21 protein-coding genes, 1 rRNA gene and 1 riboswitch are annotated in these 19,557 nt (G+C 48.6%); of the genes, 3 read left to right on the forward strand and 19 right to left on the reverse strand.

Going from position 1 to position 19,557, the window contains the following annotated elements; translation table 11 throughout:
• A 16S ribosomal RNA gene (locus EQP46_RS19160) occupies positions 1-350 on the reverse strand; the annotation flags it as partial.
• 754 nt (positions 351-1,104) lie between these two features.
• Between EQP46_RS19160 and EQP46_RS19165 the strand changes: the two genes are divergently transcribed.
• Positions 1,105-1,557: an RNA recognition motif domain-containing protein gene (locus tag EQP46_RS19165; RefSeq protein ID WP_129495169.1), complete on the forward strand. Its 453-nt coding sequence runs from the start codon at positions 1,105-1,107 to the stop codon at positions 1,555-1,557.
• On the opposite strand, the gene murI is transcribed toward EQP46_RS19165, so the two are convergent.
• The 4 genes from murI to EQP46_RS19185 form a co-directional block, all read right to left on the reverse strand.
• Positions 1,532-2,365: a glutamate racemase gene (gene murI / locus EQP46_RS19170; RefSeq protein WP_129495170.1), complete on the reverse strand. Its 834-nt coding sequence runs from the start codon at positions 2,363-2,365 to the stop codon at positions 1,532-1,534. The genes EQP46_RS19165 and murI overlap by 26 nt on opposite strands.
• Before the next feature lie 19 nt (positions 2,366-2,384).
• Positions 2,385-3,047 (reverse strand): adenine nucleotide alpha hydrolase, encoded by a 663-nt coding sequence (locus EQP46_RS19175; protein ID WP_129495171.1) that lies wholly within the window; start codon positions 3,045-3,047, stop codon positions 2,385-2,387.
• 43 nt (positions 3,048-3,090) lie between these two features.
• A complete protein-coding gene (locus EQP46_RS19180) occupies positions 3,091-4,902 on the reverse strand; it encodes a TonB-dependent receptor domain-containing protein (protein ID WP_129495172.1) in 1,812 nt (603 codons plus the stop codon).
• 44 nt (positions 4,903-4,946) lie between these two features.
• A riboswitch (cobalamin riboswitch) is annotated at positions 4,947-5,148 on the reverse strand.
• A gap of 73 nt (positions 5,149-5,221) precedes the next feature.
• Positions 5,222-5,749 (reverse strand): ATP--cob(I)alamin adenosyltransferase, encoded by a 528-nt coding sequence (locus EQP46_RS19185; protein ID WP_129495173.1) that lies wholly within the window; start codon positions 5,747-5,749, stop codon positions 5,222-5,224.
• A gap of 158 nt (positions 5,750-5,907) precedes the next feature.
• Between EQP46_RS19185 and trmA the strand changes: the two genes are divergently transcribed.
• The gene (gene trmA / locus EQP46_RS19190; RefSeq protein WP_129495174.1) at positions 5,908-7,014 is read left to right on the forward strand and encodes a tRNA (uridine(54)-C5)-methyltransferase TrmA; all 1,107 of its coding nucleotides are present in this window, start codon (positions 5,908-5,910) and stop codon (positions 7,012-7,014) included.
• Between the two features lie 74 nt (positions 7,015-7,088).
• Here the strand turns inward: trmA and EQP46_RS19195 are convergent, their stop codons facing one another.
• Positions 7,089-7,460 (reverse strand): YijD family membrane protein, encoded by a 372-nt coding sequence (locus EQP46_RS19195; RefSeq protein ID WP_129495175.1) that lies wholly within the window; start codon positions 7,458-7,460, stop codon positions 7,089-7,091.
• Positions 7,461-7,465: 5 nt separating this feature from the next.
• Entirely contained in the window at positions 7,466-8,110 is a 645-nt protein-coding gene (gene fabR / locus EQP46_RS19200) for an HTH-type transcriptional repressor FabR (RefSeq protein ID WP_129495176.1), read from the reverse strand.
• A 262-nt stretch (positions 8,111-8,372) separates the two neighbouring features.
• Between fabR and sthA the strand changes: the two genes are divergently transcribed.
• A complete protein-coding gene (gene sthA / locus EQP46_RS19205; RefSeq protein WP_129495177.1) occupies positions 8,373-9,788 on the forward strand; it encodes a Si-specific NAD(P)(+) transhydrogenase in 1,416 nt (471 codons plus the stop codon).
• Between the two features lie 70 nt (positions 9,789-9,858).
• On the opposite strand, the gene cysQ is transcribed toward sthA, so the two are convergent.
• The 12 genes from cysQ to gspE form a co-directional block, all read right to left on the reverse strand.
• Positions 9,859-10,674 carry a 3'(2'),5'-bisphosphate nucleotidase CysQ gene (gene cysQ / locus EQP46_RS19210; RefSeq protein ID WP_129495178.1) on the reverse strand — a complete coding sequence of 272 codons (816 nt, stop codon included), beginning with the start codon at positions 10,672-10,674 and terminating at the stop codon, positions 9,859-9,861.
• Positions 10,675-10,750: 76 nt separating this feature from the next.
• Entirely contained in the window at positions 10,751-11,305 is a 555-nt protein-coding gene (gene nudE / locus EQP46_RS19215; RefSeq protein WP_017012515.1) for an ADP compounds hydrolase NudE, read from the reverse strand.
• Positions 11,306-11,328: 23 nt separating this feature from the next.
• Positions 11,329-12,072: a type II secretion system protein N gene (locus EQP46_RS19220; protein WP_129495179.1), complete on the reverse strand. Its 744-nt coding sequence runs from the start codon at positions 12,070-12,072 to the stop codon at positions 11,329-11,331.
• Between the two features lies 1 nt (position 12,073).
• Positions 12,074-12,559: a type II secretion system protein M gene (locus tag EQP46_RS19225; protein WP_129495180.1), complete on the reverse strand. Its 486-nt coding sequence runs from the start codon at positions 12,557-12,559 to the stop codon at positions 12,074-12,076.
• A complete protein-coding gene (gene gspL / locus EQP46_RS19230; RefSeq protein WP_129495181.1) occupies positions 12,559-13,767 on the reverse strand; it encodes a type II secretion system protein GspL in 1,209 nt (402 codons plus the stop codon). Before gspL ends, EQP46_RS19225 begins: the two co-directional genes overlap by 1 nt.
• On the reverse strand, positions 13,739-14,749 hold the full coding sequence (gspK, locus tag EQP46_RS19235; RefSeq protein WP_129495182.1) for a type II secretion system minor pseudopilin GspK: 1,011 nt from the start codon (positions 14,747-14,749) through the stop codon (positions 13,739-13,741). Before gspK ends, gspL begins: the two co-directional genes overlap by 29 nt.
• The gene (gene gspJ, locus EQP46_RS19240) at positions 14,746-15,417 is read right to left on the reverse strand and encodes a type II secretion system minor pseudopilin GspJ (RefSeq protein WP_129495183.1); all 672 of its coding nucleotides are present in this window, start codon (positions 15,415-15,417) and stop codon (positions 14,746-14,748) included. Before gspJ ends, gspK begins: the two co-directional genes overlap by 4 nt.
• On the reverse strand, positions 15,410-15,772 hold the full coding sequence (gene gspI / locus EQP46_RS19245) for a type II secretion system minor pseudopilin GspI (protein WP_102260052.1): 363 nt from the start codon (positions 15,770-15,772) through the stop codon (positions 15,410-15,412). The genes gspJ and gspI overlap by 8 nt, the downstream gene beginning before the upstream one ends.
• A complete protein-coding gene (gene gspH, locus EQP46_RS19250; RefSeq protein WP_129495184.1) occupies positions 15,769-16,326 on the reverse strand; it encodes a type II secretion system minor pseudopilin GspH in 558 nt (185 codons plus the stop codon). Before gspH ends, gspI begins: the two co-directional genes overlap by 4 nt.
• Positions 16,327-16,328: 2 nt before the next feature.
• Positions 16,329-16,766, reverse strand: coding sequence for a type II secretion system major pseudopilin GspG (gene gspG / locus EQP46_RS19255; RefSeq protein ID WP_017012507.1), 438 nt, complete (start codon positions 16,764-16,766; stop codon positions 16,329-16,331).
• A gap of 44 nt (positions 16,767-16,810) precedes the next feature.
• Positions 16,811-18,034, reverse strand: coding sequence for a type II secretion system inner membrane protein GspF (gene gspF, locus EQP46_RS19260; protein WP_129495185.1), 1,224 nt, complete (start codon positions 18,032-18,034; stop codon positions 16,811-16,813).
• Positions 18,034-19,557 carry a type II secretion system ATPase GspE gene (gene gspE / locus EQP46_RS19265; RefSeq protein WP_129495186.1) on the reverse strand — a complete coding sequence of 508 codons (1,524 nt, stop codon included), beginning with the start codon at positions 19,555-19,557 and terminating at the stop codon, positions 18,034-18,036. Before gspE ends, gspF begins: the two co-directional genes overlap by 1 nt.

The following is a 19,557-nucleotide window of genomic DNA, read 5'->3' on the forward strand; positions in this document are numbered from 1 at the left end:
AGTCTGGACCGTGTCTCAGTTCCAGTGTGGCTGATCATCCTCTCAAACCAGCTAGGGATCGTCGCCTTGGTGAGCCATTACCTCACCAACTAGCTAATCCCAACTGGGCCCATCCCGACGCGAGAAGCCCGAAGGTCCTCCTCTTTGGTCCGTAGACATCATGCGGTATTAGCAGTCGTTTCCAACTGTTATCCCCCACGTCAGGCCAGGTTCCCAGCCATTACTCACCCGTCCGCCGCTCGCCGCCCAACAAATCACCCGAAGATTCAATGTTGTCGCTGCCGCTCGACTTGCATGTGTTAGGCCTGCCGCCAGCGTTCAATCTGAGCCATGATCAAACTCTTCAATTAGAATTTTGTTGTTATCCCCATCCCCGAAGAAACAGTTCTAACGCTCAATGAATACTGAATTACTTTTTTGCCCGTAGGCAAAACTGCATTGCTGTGTTGATAGTATCACTCCGAAGAGATTCACCATCTTGGTCACTCARTTCATTGATAAATCTTTATGTCTATCAAGTACGAGTGCCCACACAGATTGTATAGGTCAAATTGTTAAAGAACGTTGACTGTAGAAGCGTTCGCTTCTCATCGTCAGGGCTGCGAATTTTACGCTGCCGGGCGATGAAGTCAAGAAGAAATTTTGAGATTTTTCAGCGTGGTGTTCACCACATCCAAAACGTCTTGTTGACTCCCTTCAGCCGCGATAAGCACTGGGCTTTCTCGGTGAAGCGGGCGGCCATTTTACTGATTCAAACCAACGCGTCAAGCGTTTATTTATCATCGAATTTTGAAGCCATTCCCTACCTGATTTCGTTGAGCGATTTCTCTTTAAGAAGTCGTTCTCCGTGTCAGTGAGGCGGCATTATAGAGACTGAGATCACATTGGCAAGCGTTTTTATTCGTTTTTATTTCGACTGAACACAATTCAACCTAAACTTTAAAAAACACAACATATTGCAACATTAGATAACGGTCACATTCACTCACTGGTAATAACAATTCAATAACCGTAATATCAAACGGACAATTGTATTTATTTTAATCAGCATTGATTTCTATTCTTCATGCTACTTCTTCTAACAGAACTTTAAATTAGACGATTATGAGAACATCTATAAGTTTGCTTATTGCAGCAGCCATTGCTGGACTGGGCGCATTACTGCTTAATACTTCACAACTAATATCGAGTACCGGGTTCGCATTCGCAATGGGTGCCATAACCGTAGGTATTGCCCTTTCTCTTTTATCTACAAAATCTGCAGGCACTACTTCTGAGGCGTCTTCGCTAAATTCAAAAACAATCTATGTAGGTAACCTGCCTTATCGTGCAAATGAAAATGACGTGAAGGAACTCTTCGCCGAATACGGAGAAGTGTTTGCGGTTCGTTTGATGAAAGACAAAAGGACGGGAAAACGGAGAGGGTTTGGGTTTGTTGTCATGGCCGCCGCTGATGCACCAGCAGCCATTGAGCAACTAAACAATAGTGAATACGGTGAAAGGACGCTAAAAGTCAGGGAAGCGAATGACCCTAGAAAGTCGGAGCGCGTTCAATAGGCGAAAAGCCTAGTAGTGACAGCTCCTGATTTAATGCACTCTCTTCTTTTACCGGTGCACTACTAAATACTCTATGTTGACGTTTATTGAAGAAGGCCTTTTGGCCTTCTTCTTTTATTAGCTCTGCAACCCGACTCGCAACCGCTTCTCCCGAATCGATCACCTTGCAGTCTTTTCCTACCACTTCTTCAATTTCTTCTTTAAGCAATGGAAAGTGAGTGCAACCTAAAACGATACAGTCTACCTGCCCAATAAACGGGGCGAGAATGTCTTTTAATATACTTTTATTTGCAGGCTTGCCACGTAATTTAGACTCCCCCATTTGAACCAATTCGGTCGAGCCCACCATATTAACGTCGCAATCAGGTGCGAAATCATTTACGAGTTGGAAAGTATAAGGGCGCTTTATTGTGGCTGGTGTAGCTAAAAGGCCAATTCTTTTCGTCTTACTTAGCGCTGCGGCAGGCTTTATCGCCGGAACGACGCCGACGACAGGAATAGATAGCATGTCTCGAAGATATGGAAGCACAAGTGTGCTTGCAGTATTGCACGCAATGACCACCAGCGAGATGTCGTGTTCAGCACAAATCGATGACACCATACCAGTGACTCTAGACACTAAGACGTCGTCTTTTAATTCGCCATAAGGAAACGCTGCATTATCGAAGGCATAAATCACATGCTGTTCAGGCATCATCTTTGTGATTTCTCGATAGACTGAAAGCCCACCAACACCAGAATCAAAAATCAGCACACTTTTCACATCTATTACCTTCGTCATTGTTTTCGCCGTCATGATACTGCGCATGCTCAGGTTTTAAAATCTCTCACTCAAGAAGGCGGTGAATCTGATGATGAAAACGCCCTTCGCGTTTAACAGTATCGACCTCGGTGATGAGTGGGTAAGAGAAGCATGGCGCATCTGTGACCAATGTATGGAATTCACCATCCTCACCACACGGATCACAATGGGCAGGCAAATCATTAAGAAGTCGCTGATCGTAAGCTCTTCCTAGGAAGCTTCCGTCTAGTTGCGAGGTATCAATCGTAGTCAGTTTCGTAACAATACCCACCTCTACGATTTCTCTGGCGAGCAGTGCACTGTTTTGGCCAATAAGCGGAAACACACATTCCCACCCTGCCGGCTCTATGTAACTTCGACGGTATGCTTCTATGCCGTTACAAAACATATCCCCGAACGCGACAGCATCAATCTCGAGGCCACTATGCTTGATACCACTAATGATCGCTTGCTGGTATGCATCGTTAGGTGGGAACACCTGTTCCAGTTCGATCAGAACCAAAGGCAAGCCAATGCTTTTCGCTTGCGCCTTAACGATATTAATGGGAGTGGCTTGAAATGGTACTTCCCCATTTACATATGACGTATAAAGCCCCACCACTTCGTAGCAACTGTCTTTTAGTAAGCGACAAAGGGTCAACGTCGAATCCTTGCCAGATGACCAACTGACAATAACGCGTTTTTTCATTTTTTATTCCAAAAGAAAAAGCCGCCTGATGGCGGCTTTCGGCTTAAAACTCGTAAGTAACTGTTGCGTAGAAGCTGCGCTCCGGTTGGTTGTAACCTCTAGCCAGTTCATAGCTTTCATCAAATAGGTTTGCTACGCGACCACTCACAATCAACGCGTCAGTGATGTTGTAGCTGCCAGACAAATCAACCAAAGAATAAGCTGGCATTTCGTGTACGCCACCACCATAGATATAATCATAACGGTCACTCTGGTAGAGGTAGCTTAACGTTGTTTGCCATGCATCGCCGTAGTATGTCATGTCCCACTTGGCGTTTTGCTTGGAAATTCGAGCCACCTGACGACCGTTCTCATCACGATCTTTGGGATCAAGAAACTCAAGGGTAACAACATGACTCAATGGACCAGTATCAAATTGACTTGTTAGCTCAATACCTTCAATACGCACATTGTCGTTAGTACAAGCCGAGTTATCCTGACAACTGATTCGGTTCGTAATGTCGCTTCTAAAGGCTGACAAACGCCAATCCGCAAATGTTTGATAACCTTCAACCGCAATCTCATAGTCTTGTGTTTCTTCTGGCATTAACGACGGATTAGATGAACCTGGCCAGTATAGAGAGTTATAAGTTGGAACTTTGAAGCCAGTACCTGAATTTGCAGTTACTCGGAATTCGTTTGTAAGCCAGTAGCCTGCGCCTAACTGCCAAGTAACCTCATCACCAAATTGTTCGTTATCATCATAGCGAACGCTACCCTCTAGCTGAACCTGATCAATGTCCCTGCTCAGCGTCATGTAAGCAGCATGATTATCACGACTTGTCTTTTCGTACTGCTGAGCTTCGCCACGGGAGATTAGCGTAGAGTCCTTAACACTGTCGTTACTGTATTCAAGGCCAAAGCCAACTAGGTATCCTGGCAAAAACGCATAGCTAGAACGCCAGTTTGCGTATTCACGTTCAGTGACAATGGTACTACCTATCACTGCGCCCTTGCTCTCACCTTCATCACGGTTGGTGGCTAGCGTGAAAGACGATGCCAGTTTTTCATCTCGGTACTCAAGCTGACCTGACACGTTGTAAACAACATTATCCGTTTCATCAGAACTGACATAGCTTGTGTCATATTCAACAAAGCCTGAATGGTAATAACCATTTACCAGAGCAGTGAGGTTGTCATTGAATTTATGACCAAACTCAAGTAAGACATCTTTGTTCTTGAAGCCATCGTCATCTGTATCGGCATCTTTCAGAACACTGTAGCCTTCTGCTGCTTCTAAGTTTGCAGCTACTTTTGCCCAGCTATTCTCGCCAATGGCATTTGAAGCAGAGCCCGCAACTTGGTAGTAACCGTTCGAGCCTGTGCCTGCTTTCACCTCTCCGCCATAGGAAGATGGTGATGCGATCGTAATAATATTGATTACACCCGAACTTGCATCAGCGCCATAAACTGCAGCGCGTGAGCCTCGAACAAACTCGATACGCTCAATACCTGTAAGAGGCAATTGACCCAGATTAACGAAACCAGCAGTCGCACTACCAATACGAACACCATTTAACAGCACAAGAACGTTATCGCTACCACGAACATAAACTCGGGAAAGCTGCCCATAACCACCATTACTTGAAACTTGAACGCCAGGGAGACGGCGTAAAACTTCAGTTAATGAGTTGGCTTGAATAGCGTCGATGTCTTCGCGAGTAACAATGGAAACTGGGGCAATAACATCTTTGATAGGTTGTTCGTAACCGCTAGCAGTTACGACCATAGTGTCGTCGATAGAAGGGGTGGTTGTTTCGGCGTGCGCAAACACAGCCATTGGCAGCATTCCTGCTACCCAATACTTATGAGACATATCAGATCCATAATCGCGTGTATCTAATGATGTCAGGAATTCCTGAAACCATATTGTGACCCAGCTGATATTCGGACTTAGAGACGGCCTACAGTGACGACTTCCCACACCCTATCGTCGATAGAAGCACAGTGTCTGGCTTACGCCGTGTCACCTTCGTTTCTCATTACCGCTGCGCGCCAGTTCTGGATTTTCACCAGATTCCCAGCTGGAAGTAAAAAGCGCGCCGATTATAGTGAAGTCAGCGCGCTATTGATACTTTGATAGTGAGATCTGAGTCCTATTTGAATCGCAAAGAAGACGGTGTGTTACCAAAAAACTAGTAACTGAGGCTAACGAAATCGACTTCTTCGACATCCAATTTCATCTTTATATAGACAGTTAGCACGAAGAAGAAATTGGCGAGAAGATTCGCAAAGCGCGGCAGTACTGGCTCAAACGTTACGCCTGATTCATCCAAGCGGTGCAGCAAACGAACGGTTTTCTTCGACCCTGTACGGCATTGGTGCAACGCCATCACAGCGACAGGGCCACGAGGCAATACGAAACGAGAGATTCGCCCTTTGCTGGCTTCGTTGTAATAGTCATAACGTGCGTGAAGCCATTCGAGGTCTTCTTCGAAGATCGCCGTCTTCCCGCGAACAGAACCGTTCAGATGATAGATCTTAGGGTGAAGGGTTTCGAGGTCAGCCACCACATCATCAAACCCTTCGGGCATTTGTGCCAACACCATACCGACCAAGCTGCACAACTCATCGGTATGTACCTCATAGTCGCACGTCAACGCCGATTCATAGATGAAGGGATAGCAAATTTCTTTACGGTTTTTGGGTTTTCGAAAGGTCATGATCATTCCAGCCATAGCAAACTGCGCCAATATTATCCTAAGCACTCCGTTTACGCTGCCACATTGTCCGATTGGCGAAAAAGTCAGCGAAAAGGCTGGACAATATGGATGGGCTACTTACAATTTGCGCTCATTTTTAGTTACGCAGGTTAGGTAATATGAGCAACACCCTGATTGACACCCGCCAGTATCAGGCACAGCTGGACGAGAAAATTGCCCGCATGAACGAGGCATTTAGTGCGTTCAACACGCCTGAACTCGAGGTGTTTCCGTCTCCAGACAAGCACTATCGTATGCGTGCAGAGTTCCGCGTCTGGCATGAAGGGGATGATCTCTATTACATCATGTTCAACCAAGAGACGAAGGAAAAGTATCGCGTAGATGTATTTCCACAAGCAAGCCGCATCATCAATGATCTGATGCCTCTTTTGGTCGACGCGATTAAGCCCATCGAAAGCCTGCGTCGCAAGCTCTTCCAAGTCGATTTTCTCTCTACTTTGAGCGGTGAAGTGCTGGTTTCTATGCTTTACCACCGTCAACTGGATGAAGAGTGGGAGAAGAACGCGCGTGAACTGAAACAAAGCCTAAATGATGAAGGGTTTAACCTGAACTTAATTGGCCGTGCACGTAAGCAGAAAATCATCATCGACCGCGATTACGTGATTGAAAAGCTGACGGTTCACGATCGCACACTGACTTACCAGCAGATCGAAAACAGCTTCACGCAGCCAAACGGCAAAGTCGCAGAGAAGATGTTGGAATGGGCAGTAGACTGCACCCAAGATAGCACGGGTGACTTGCTTGAGCTTTACTGCGGTAACGGCAACTTTTCATTGGCACTGGCACACAACTTCGAGCGCGTCTTAGCGACTGAATTGGCGAAGCCGTCAGTGGAATCAGCGCAATTCAACATTGCCGCCAATAATGCTGACAACGTACAAATCATCCGTATGTCTGCAGAAGAGTTTACGGAAGCGATGGAAGGTAAGCGCGAGTTTCGTCGCCTTCAGCAAGCAGGTGTTGATCTACAAAGCTATAACTGCAACACCATCTTTGTTGATCCACCACGCTCAGGCATGGATGAAGGGACTTGTCGTATGGTTCAAGCCTACGACCGCATTCTTTACATTTCTTGCAACCCAGAAACACTGAAAGAAAACCTTGAGATTCTTTCTGAAACACACCGCGTTTCTCGTTTTGCGCTGTTTGACCAGTTCCCATATACCCACCATATGGAAGCGGGTGTCATGCTGGAACGTAAATAGCCCAGCAAACACAATGCAATAAAAAAGGAGCCTAGCGGCTCCTTTCTTACGTTTAGTCGAACAAACCTGATGGCTTATTCTTCAACGGCTTCTTTTTTCCCTTTCAACCAACCCATGCGATGGAAAATCCAAAACGCCAGGATCATGGTCACAATGATAGAGAAGAAATTACCGCCGAGGTCTGGCACCTGCATACGTACAAATGCCGAATATCCGAACGCACCTACCAAGAAACACGCAAACGCGATAAGCGGCGTACCTTCAGTAAGAGGTTGTGTGAGGTGTTGCTGGTAGAAACAGTAGATAGACAAAACAAACGCGATAATTGGGAAAATCGAGAATGCTACGCTATCGACGAACAGCGTCGACAATGTCGCACTGCCACATAAACCCGCGATAACCGCGAGGAGGAGAAATTTACGCTCAGATTGATGATTTTGTTCCATAATTCTTACCTGCCTGAAGACAACTTATCCTTGAGAGCATTGCGTTCCCGCTCTTTGCGGTACCAGTAAGCGCCCTTTGCAATCATGCGCAATTGTGTCACCAATCGCTCAGCGAGTTCAGCACGTGCTCGTTTGTCCAGATCGAGTGCTTCTGCACCAGAACTGAATACCAAGGTCACACATGCTTCCGCCTGATTATAGGCTTCATCACGGGTTAGTCCGGTTTTCGCTTCGAAGTATTCTGTCAATTCAGCCACAAAGTGCTGAATCTCACGGGCCACAGCCGCGCGGAATGCTGTCGATGTACCAGAGCGTTCACGCAATAACAGCCTGAACACGTTCGGGCTGCTTTCGATAAATTCCATGAAGGTTTCTACTGACGTTCTGACCACACTGCCTTCGGTCGCGATGCGTTGGCGCGCTTGTCGCATCAATTGACGCAACAGCAAACCTCCTTCATCAACCATGGTCAGGCCTAATTCATCCATGTCTTTAAAGTGACGATAGAAAGATGTCGGTGCAATACCGGCTTCTCGTGCCACTTCACGGAGGCTTAAACTGGAAAAGCTGCGATCGGCGCTGAGCTGACTAAATGCAGCATCGATCAACGTACGACGTGTTTTTTCTTTCTGTTGAGCTCTTATTCCCATCGCCAGTGTTTACCTCATGAAATCTAACCGCAAACTATACCCGCTTTTTACAAGGAGTTCAGTGGGTCTCACTGTTCGTTTTTGCAATCCCTGTGTTAGATCACCACAACGAGACAGAATTATGACGCGAAGAGCGACCTTTTCGCCCAAAGTTGCGTGATCACCTACGCTGATTAGTAGTGAGTGTGTTCTCGTTAAGCGCCTGCGGCGTTACAATCAGCTCGCGATTCTTAACATAATGAAAACAAAAGGTCATAAGGATATGAGCAAAGCATCCCCTACATCGCCTAGCCATTTTGACGTTATCGTGATCGGCAGTGGCCCTGGCGGCGAAGGTGCCGCCATGGGTTTAACCAAAGCTGGTTTACGCGTTGCTGTCGTCGAAAAAGAAGAGACCGTCGGTGGCGGTTGTACCCACTGGGGCACCATCCCATCTAAAGCGTTGCGCCATACCGTTAGCCGTATTATCGAGTTTAATAAGAGCCCGATCTATTCAGGCGATAACCGATATGTACACAGTACGTTTTCAGCCATTCTCGGACATGCGCAATCTGTGATCGGAAAGCAAACCCGCATGCGCCAAGGCTTCTATGACAGAAATGCCTGCTCAATCCTGCATGGCAGTGCGCGTTTTAGCGGCACGAATGAACTGCAAGTCACCGCGAAAGATGGCAGCGTGGATACCTACACCGCCGACAAATTTGTCATTGCGACCGGCTCTAGCCCTTACCGCCCGAAAGACGTCGACTTCAAACACCCACGCATTTACGACAGTGATTCAATCCTCTCTTTAGAGCACGACCCTCGCCATGTCATTATTTATGGAGCAGGGGTAATTGGTAGCGAGTATGCGTCGATATTTCGTGGTCTCGGCATCAAGGTGGACTTGATCAACACCCGTGATCGCTTGTTGTCTTTCCTTGATAACGAAATGTCTGACTCGCTCTCCTACCACTTCTGGAACAGCGGTGTTTTGATTCGTAACGACGAAACATACGAGCGTATCGAAGGCACGAAAGACGGCGTGATTTTGCATCTGCAATCCGGCAAAAAAATGCGCGCAGATTGCATCCTGTTCGCGAACGGACGTTCCGGTAATACTCACTCACTCAACCTCAAAGCGGTTGGCTTAAAAGCCGACTCTCGTGGCCAATTAAAAGTGAATGACAACTATGGAACCGAAGTGGAGCATGTGTTTGCTGTGGGTGATGTGATTGGTTACCCAAGTCTCGCCAGTGCAGCGTATGACCAAGGCCGAATCGTGGCACAAGCCATTGTTGAGGGCCAAGCGGCAGGACGCCTCATCGACCATATTCCAACGGGCATTTATACCATTCCCGAAATCAGCTCAGTCGGCAAAACAGAGCAAGAACTCACGGCAGCGAAAGTGCCCTATGAAGTTGGCCGTGCGCAGTTTAAGCACCTTGCACGCGCGCAGATTGCGGGCATGGATGTTGGCAGTTTGAAGATATTGTTCCACCGCGAAACCAAAGAGATTCTCGGGATACACTGTTTCGGAGAGCGTGCCGCGGAAATCATTCACATCGGCCAAGCGATATTCGAGCAAAAAGGTGAAGGGAATACCTTGGATTACTTCATCAACACCACGTTCAACTACCCCACCATGGCAGAGGCCTATCGTGTTGCGGCATTGAACGGGTTGAATCGATTGTTTTAATGCAGAGTTCCTGCTTAACAAAAAAACGGAGCGAATGCTCCGTTTTTTTGTTGCTGGCTTTATGAAGGCTTTAACCTTCTAAACGCACGATATCTCGCCAAGGCAGCCCGGTGTCACCCAATACAATAAAGTTCGGGTTTTCGAACGAATCTCTTTCGTTGTAAGAAAGGGGCGACAAGGTCATGTCCAAAATACGGCCACCGGATTCTTCGACAATACACTGCGTGGCTGCCGTGTCCCACTCACCTGTTGGCCCTAAGCGTAGGTAGCAATCCACCGCACCTTCCGCCACCAAACATGACTTCAGCGCTGCCGAACCTAATGGCACTAAATCATAGTGGCGGCTTGGGTCTAAGCGCTCAGTGATTTTGCTGATGTCTTGTCGGCGACTGATCGCAATCGACAATGACGACATTTCATCATCATGCTTAAGAATGGATAAACGCACTTTCTCACCATCCGGCATGATTTTCCATGCGCCGTGGCCTTTCGCTGCGTAGTACGACACACCCGAAACAGGGCCATATACCACGCCCATCACAGGTTGGTTGTTTTCAACCAACGCAATGATCGTGGCAAAGTCGCCGCTACCTGCGATGAACTCTTGCGTGCCATCAAGCGGATCCACCAGCCAATATCTGTCCCATGTTTCGCGTTCAGACAAAGGCACAGTTGCATCTTCTTCAGAAAGCACGGGAATGTCGGGGGTGAGTGCAGTCAATCGCTCTGTCACTAATTTATGCGCCGCTAAGTCGGCGCTGGTGACAGGCGTATCATCGCTTTTTATGTTTTTTTCAAAATCACCACGTTGGTAGATATCCAGAATCACTTGTCCGGATGCACGCGCGATTTCAATCACTGGTTGCAGTAGCTGTGACAGCTCCATGTGATACTCCTCTTGGGCCTTCACACTACGACTGTTTTCAATGTCTTTTAGTCACTGAAAAGAACGCCGACAGTCTTTACTGGCCGGAAAGATGTTTCAATGCCAACAGCAGTGCAGTAATGCTGCGGGCTTCCCCAAAATCAATGTGAGACAGCAGCGCTTCAGCCTGATTAACAGGCCAACGAACAAGTTCCAATGGCTCAGGTTCATCGCCCTCGAGCTTCTCTGGATACAAGTCATGCGCAAGAAATAAGGTCATTTTGCTTGAGAAATACGACGGAGCAAGTACCACTTCTTTCAGCGGTAAAAGTTGATTAGCGCCAAAGCCGATTTCTTCTTTTAGCTCTCGGTTTGCAGCATCAAGTGCGGTTTCGCCGAGATCGATAAGGCCTTTTGGAAAGCCTAGTTCATAACGCTCCGTTCCGGCAGCATATTCACGAACCAAAAGCAGATCACCATTTTCAGTGACGGGCACAATCATTACAGCATTTCTGCCACTTGGCTTCATGCGCTCGTATGTACGCTCTTCCCCATTGCTAAAACGAAGTTCCAGAGACTCGATTTGGAAAAGGCGCGATTTCGCCACTACCTTGGCATCCAAAATCTCGGGGGGCGTGAGTTTCTTTGTCATGTGTTCTCTCCTAACAAAGGCTGTTAGCTACCAAAGCTGAGTCTGTAGCGTCCTTCGTTGTCCGGCTTTCCTAGCCAGCTTAACTGATTCTTCATGCTATCCGGTAACGCATCACCAGGAATGAACCAACCATTAATGTTGTAACGCTGACTCGGGTCGAGCGAGATAGAAAATTCGCTCTGCAGTGCATCCGATTTGCTGTCACCGTTCAACACAAGGCTACCTTCATCACAAGTCACCTCAGCAACCACCAATCCAGGATCTACATTGCCTAGTGGAGAACTGACACTTCCTTGAGACCAAGCAATATTGCCATCTAACGTATCGCAAAACGGTTCATTCATCAGGTAATCACGCACGGTCACATCAAATTGTCCCGACACGCTAACGGGCAGAGGGTACGGCACATAAGATTGAATAAAAGACGCTGGCGCTGACAGCAAAAGTTGCTTCGCAAACACACCATTAAACCCATAGCCCACATTACCTCGGGCTGACAAACCTGCCCCGGCTAAACGGACCGACACATCCGCCTTTCCGGTAAACAAAGGCAATACGTTCAACGTCCAATTTAACGTACCAAGCGGTTGGCCTTGCCACGTGAATTGCTTTGCCGAACCGTTCCATACCGTGCCAGAAACACCACTAAAATCCGCGCCCGTGTTCGAAGGCATATAGCGAAGCGCAAAACTCGCAGGAATGTGCACGATACCGCTGGTCACAAGAAGGATGACAAACACCAGTCCGGTGAAAATTTTTCCTTTCATCTTATCCCCGCCCTAACTGCAGACGTTTCACTTCAACCATGCCTTCGGTATCCGTTTTACCCAAATCGATAAACTTCACCTGCACGCCCTGCGAAGAAGAAAGAAACTCCAACCAAGTCAGCAATGTACTGAAAGGCATGGGTTTCAGCCACACTTGAATGTCTTCTTGTTGCGGCTGCAATCTAACAATTTCCAATTTGTAACGCTTAACGCTGCTCGTCACGGCTTGGTTGAGCGGTAATGTGCTCACTTGTGAACGGTTGCCGGTTGCCGCGCGAAGCGCTTCAATTTCTGCGGCTTTTCCATCAACCCAAGCCAGCAACGCTTTTTCGCTCGCCAGTTTTTGCTTGGCTTGTTCGGCACGTTCTTGCAGCGGGCTTATCAACCCCCAATACAAACCGCCCAACAATAGCACTGCAGCAGCAGCCCCTAACAAGCGTTGCTCGCGAAGCGACAAGCCTTTCCAATACGCGATAAATGCTTTCATTACGACGCCCTCTTCAGCACAAAGGCACCCGTGACGCTTTCACGATCGCGGCTTGTTTGGCCAATGCTCGTTTCATATTTACGAGAGAGTGCTTCTCGCAATTTATCGAAATCTGCAAAGTCTTTGCCTCGGGCATTAAAGCGCAGCTCACCGCGCTTTTGGTCGTAGCGGATAGAATCCAGACGAATGCCTGACACGCCTTTCAGCATCGGCCCCAACTCGTGCAACCAAACCATCAAACCGGTTTGCTCACCCGTTCCAGAAAGACGGTTCACTTCCGATTCCATTAAACGGCGCAGGTAACTGGTGGTTGGAATACGTTGATTATTCGGTAACACAGAGCGTAATCGCGTTTCACTTTGTTCACGGAGTTGTTTTGCTTGTGCTTCCATTTGGTAAATGCCCGCCACTTTTTCAGCGCCAAGCACAGATAACAATATCCCCGCGGCAATGGCGACACTTCGCCAAGGCTTTAAGTGTTTATAAATTTGGTTTTGCGGTTTGTATCGGCCCGTTAGCAATGAAGCACGGCTCGACATGGCACCTTGCGCCAGTAGAAGCATCACTAGCTCGGAAGGTTCACAGCGCCAATTTTCAGGGGCATCATCAGGCAAGGCTGAATAACTGATCACAGCGCGTTCTTCTGCTTCTTCATCATCGCGCGCATCCGCGATGCTCTTCAGCCACATTGGTAGCCAAGCAGGTTCCGCCGTTCCGCCTTGGGTGTCACTCACGCGCACCAGCCAGCGGTTGTTCAACGATGCCACGCTCACAGCGTCGTCATGTAACGGCAAACACAAACAATCAGGAATAAGGCGCTTCAATGTCATGCCTTCATCAGATAATTCAGAAAGCCAACGCTGCAGAATACGGTGCTCAATCACCGCCACGTGTGCCTGCGTACCAGACTTCCCAAGCAGGGTGACATGCACCTGATCGACATCTTGCGCTAAATCATCTTCAAGCAAGTAAGGCAACACAGTTTCCAACTGGCGTTCACTGCCAGAAGGAATAGCCACAGAGGCTAAGGTCAACGCTGCGCTATCCGCCAACGCCATGACATCGCGGTCTTTGGCATACTCTGCCAATTGTGCCAAGTTTTCAGCCTCTCCCGATGCAATCACATCTTGCTGACTTGGCGACCATACTAGCCACGGTATTGCTTCCTGCGGATCACTGTTAAGCCTTATCGTCAGGATCTCGCTCACTCATTCCTCCAAAGCGGCGACGGACAACTGTGACCGTGCCTGAATCATCTCTTTCCAACAACGCGCGCATTCGTAAGCTTGTGCTGTCGAGGGTAATGGTTGTATCCAGTTCAAAGAAGCGACTTCGAACATCAAAAAAATTCTGAAGGCGCTCTCTGTCGTCTTCTTTTAAGCTGCTAAGCACGGGCTCAGCCATGAAGCTCGCCACGTCTTTCCAGCCATCAACGGCGTTTCGTTCATTGATCAGTTGTTTGGCCTGATCATCACTTAAGTTTGGGTGAAAAATGGCACTCAGTATCGGTGCGTCTTCTTCTGTCAGTGTATTCACGTTTACCACAAGGTTGCCATTAGGCACGGCACAGAGAAACGGACTGACTTTGTCAAACATCTCTTGGGATACACCATTGATCGCGCGCCATTCAGAGATGTCTGCAATAAAATTGTTCGGTGCAACGTGTGCTAGCGAACGCGCTTCGTATTCGCTGTCTTCAACGCCCAATGGCGATTGCACTTCTGAGTTCGTATCAATGTATTCCCACGTGGATGCGGCCGCTGTTTCTGCTTCAAAGCTATCGATGCCTTGAGACTCAATCAATTGCTGTAGCGCGGTCACCAACAACGGGTTGGTGCCATTCTCCAACGGTTTAATGTCCCTCAGGCCATTCACGTTAAAACAGGCTTGGCGATCGAACACGCTGCCCGTTGCTTGTCCGCCATCTAATGGGTAAATCTGGTCTCGCACCGCCCAAGGCTGGCTAAGCGTGACGGTTTCATCACTGTCGATACTCTCTTCAATACCGTAGCGCGCAAGTGCTTCTACAGATTGTGCATACCAATAGGCCTGCTGGTAGCGTATCTGGCTTTCTGCTCGGTTGAAGTTCACGAACATGCGGCTCGACATGCTGACAGCGACCGTTGTCATCAACGCCATGATCAGCAAAACCACCAGTAATGCTACACCACGTTGGGAGTGCTTCATCATTGCACCCCTCCACCCGCAGGGGTATCCGCGATCTCTTGCCCCGGCAGCAGATACACACGCGTCAACTCACCGTACCGTTCGGTTTCAAGGGTCACGCGCACCGCTTTCGGCATGATATTCGCGCTATCCCAGTTCTTCTGCCAGCTGTCTTCACCAAGCACTTCAAAGGTTAAATTCGTCACGCCTTCCATCAATGGCATCACCGCAGGCTCGGTTGCGGAACTGTCATCAGCATACATCCAACGAATGCGTTCTAGCTTTTCCTCTTGCAAGCGATAGCCCACTTTCACGACCTCTCCTCTTGGGAAAAGCTGTTGTGGGTTGATCCATCCACCGCGCACAAAGCGAATGCCAGCCGCTTCTGAACCTAATAAGTCATCGCCTAATTCAATCAACTTACCGTCGGATTCATCGCCACCGTTTCGGTACTGACGCGCCAGCATCTGGCGAAAGTCACTGTCCATGATCACCAAACTACGCTGTAAGGTTTTCAGCGCATCACCCACTTCTTCTGTTTGCTGGTTCGCATTGATCACGTTACGAAAAATCTGGTTTGCTGCCACACTCAACGTGGCAAAAATCATTAGCGCCAAAAGCACTTCAATCAAGGTGAAACCGCGCACTTTGCGAGACGTCGTTAACGTCATTACCTTGTTCATCTTAGCCATTAGGGACGTACGTCCTTACGGAGAGCAGCTGGTTTGTCTTCTCTTCGTTTTGCCATACGATCACATCCACGGCCTTCAATGCATTGTCCACTGTCGGGACTGGCTGTATCGTCCAAAACCACGTTCGGCCCGCCAGTTCAGATTTGCCGTTTTTCGCGGATGTTGGCACTTTCCCTTCAAGGGTAAATAGCGCCAATTCATTGTCTGCCACCATGGCAGCAAAGGTTTTCTCTTCTAGCGCTCCGAGCGAATTAACATGTTGCCCGGTCGCATTCAGCACCGCCATGGCAGCAACCGCAAACACGGCCATTGCCACAAGCACTTCAATCAGGGTAAAGCCACGAGTTTGTCTCACTCTTTACCCTCATTCAGCGCAGTAATTTCAAAGGTCGCCACATCATTGCCTTTGACTTGCCACAAACGTTTGTCGTCGGCCAAAAAAGTCAGCGTAAAAGGAATGATTTCGCCATTGCCCATCAACACCACTTGAGGCGGCTTTGGCTTGTCTTCCTCCTCAGCAAACAACTCGTCATCAAACAGACCTTTGCGATCGAACAAGCGGTCTTCTTCATTCACAAAGCCTGACACTTCCAAATCCATTTCAATGCCTTCTGGCATCGAAATCGCATTGGCATAACGCCCTTCCGAGACAGGTTGCCACTCTTTTGGCGTCAGTTGATTCAAGGTGTAGCTGTCATTATCAAAACGCAGCCCAAATGTTTGCCCTGTCAGCAGCGCTTGCTCTGTCCACAGTTGCACCAATTGGTAAAAACGCTGCGCTTCTTCTTTCGCTTCATCACTCTGATTTTGAGGAAGATTAGGCACCACAACCACTGCACTGACTGCTAACAAAAGCAGGACAAGCAAAATTTCCAGCAATGTAAATCCGGTTGAGTGCCCATTCTTCACAATCAGTTAATCTCTAGCATGTTCCAGTTACCGATGTCTTGATTGACACCCTCACCGCCTTCTTGGTTATCTGCACCTAGGGTGAAGATATCCGTTGTGCCGTGCTCGCCTGGGTTCAAGTACTGGTAATCGTTACCCCAAGGGTCTTGTGGAAGACGCTTGATGTAACCGTCTTGGCGATAGCTACGCGGCTCTGGCGATGACGTAGGTTTCGACACCAATGCATCCAGACCTTGGTCTGTGGTTGGGTAAACGCTGTTGTCTAGACGGTACATATCCAACGCACCCTCCAGTGCACTGATGTCAGTGATTGCTTTTTGCTGGTCAGCTTTATCTTTGTTACCGAGAAGGTTAGGGACAACCAAACTTGCCAATACACCCAAAATAACGATAACAACCATGATTTCCAGCAGGGTGAAACCCTGTTGACGACGTTGCATGTTCTCTCTCCTGAAAAATGCTGCTGTGCAGCTTATGTTTTGCTTTATACACCAACAATATTGTTGAGCTGAATAATGGGCATCAAGGTTGCCACAACAATGAAAAGCACGATGCCTGCCATGCAGACAATCAGTAACGGGCCAAAGATCCCGAGTGCGATATTGACTTGAGATTCAAAATCGCGGTCTTGGTTATCCGCAGCGCGGGTCAGCATTTGCTCCAACTCACCACTGCGTTCACCACTGGCGATCATATGAAGCATCATCGGTGGGAACAGTTTTGATTTTTCTAGCGACACACGAAGGCTTGCCCCTTCACGCACACGATCAGACGCTTCCAACACCTTGGTTTTCACCCAGGTATTGGTCATGACATCGGCGGCGACTTTCATGCCATCAAGCAAAGGAATGGCGCTTGAGGTACAAATCGACAAGGTGCGCGCAAAGCGTGATGTATTTAACCCACGCGCCACACGCCCAATCACTGGCATGCCCAGTACACGATGATCCCAATTGAGTTTGCGGGTTTCGTTTTTCAGTAGCATTTTGGTGAGCACCAAAAGCCCCACAAACACCACTAAGACGAGCAATCCCCAATTGGTCACAAAGTCACTGGCCGTCAGCAGCACCTGCGTAATACCCGGTAATTCCGCGCCTGTACGCAAGAATTGTCCGACAATGTCAGGCACCACGGTCGCCAACAAGAACGCGACGATCGCAATCGCCGCCACGGTTAACACAATCGGATACACCATGGCTTGGATCAGTTTGTTTTTCACTTGCTGACGGTTTTCAACGAAGTCAGCCAAACGTTCAAGCACAGGCCCTAAGTGACCGGATTTCTCACCTGCGGCCACCATGGCGCGAAACAGTTGGTCAAACACATGCGGGTAATCCCCCAAGCTGTCCGACAAGGTATACCCTTCAACAACCCGCGCTCGTACCCCTGTCAGCATGTTCTTCAAGCGTTGCTTTTCCGTTTGATCCGCCACCGCTTTGATACATTCTTCCAAAGGCATTGAGGCTTGCACCAAGGTCGCCAACTGGCGGGTGATCAACGCCAATTCATTGGTGCTGATGCCACGCTGAAAGCCAACAGATTGCGCGCGCTGCTGTTGCTGCTCTTTCTCACGCGTTTGGGCGATATCAACCGGCACCAAGCCTTTCTCACGCAGCATTTGCCTTGCAAGACGGGCTGTATCAGCCTCAATCACACCTTTGATGGTGCGACCTTTAGGGTTAAGCGCTTTATATTCGAACGCTGCCATTATCCCTCCCGCGTAACGCGAAGGACTTCTTCAAGCGTGGTCTGGCCGAGCCTGACTTTCATCAGACCGTCAGCGCGAATACTTGGCGAATGTTGGCGAGCATAACGCTCAATGGCCTGCTCACCTTCTTCGTTGTGGATCAGCTCTTGCACGTGCGTATCAACCACCAGCAACTCGTGAATACCTGTTCGGCCACGGTAGCCTTTGTTGTTACAGTGCTTACACCCCTTAGGGCGATACAAGGTCAATGACTCATCTTCCGACATACCAAACCAAGATTTACTTGGTGCATCGGCTTCGTAAGGTTCTTTACAGTCTTGGCACAAGGTACGAACAAGACGCTGTGCAAGTACACCGAGTAATGACGACGACACAAGGAAAGGTTCAATGCCCATATCACGCAAACGCGTGATGGCACCGACAGCCGTGTTGGTGTGCAAGGTTGATAGAACCAAGTGACCGGTTAACGAGGCCTGAACCGCAATCTGGGCAGTCTCTAAGTCACGGATCTCACCGACCATCACCACATCCGGGTCTTGACGCAAAATAGCGCGAAGACCGCGGGCAAAGGTCATGTCGACTTTGGTGTTAACCTGCGTTTGACCGATACCGTCGATATCAAACTCGATCGGATCTTCTACCGTCAGAATATTGCGTTCAGCGCTGTTTAGCTCGGTTAAACCCGCATACAAGGTCGTGGATTTACCAGAACCTGTCGGGCCCGTTACGAGCAAAATACCGTGAGGACGTTTGATAAGCGTTTGGAAGCTGTCATGCACTGAACGCGTCATGCCCAAGCTTTCCAAATCCAGCTGGGTGGCGTTTTTATCAAGAAGACGTAATACCACGCGCTCGCCGTGAGACGATGGCATGGTAGACACACGCACATCGACAGCACGGCCACCAATACGCAAAGAAATACGGCCATCTTGTGGGACACGTTTCTCTGCGATATCAAGACGCGCCATCACCTTAATACGCGACACTAGCAGTGGCGCGAGTTTGCGGCTTGGGCTTAGCACTTCGCGAAGCACACCATCGACACGAAAACGGATCGACAGATTTTTCTCAAAGGTTTCAATGTGGATGTCAGACGCGGTTTCTTTGATCGCCTCACCCAGCATTGCATTGATCAATTTAATGATCGGCGCATCGTCTTCCGATTCCAGCAAGTCTTCGCTTTGCGGCAGCTCTTCGGCCAAGGCAAAGAAATCATCGCTGTCAGCACCGATGTCTTCCATCAATTGCTGTGCTTCCGACGAATCACGCTGATAAAGCTGGGTCAGCTTAGGATCGAAATCTTCAACGCGCAGTTGGATTGGCGTGAAAGATTGTCCAAGCACACGACGCACTTCCATCAACACTTCTGCACGCGGCTGATCTTTGTAATACATCAACCAACCTGTATCTGTGCGCTCAACCATCACACCATGGCGCTTCGCAAAACCAAACGGCAAACGCGTTGCTGCGATTGGCACAACTTGCTCAAGCACCTCATCAGACACTACTGGAAGCTCATCCAT

Origin of the sequence: Enterovibrio baiacu, from assembly GCF_004120195.1 — a bacterium.
GTDB classification, from domain to species: domain Bacteria; phylum Pseudomonadota; class Gammaproteobacteria; order Enterobacterales; family Vibrionaceae; genus Enterovibrio; species Enterovibrio baiacui.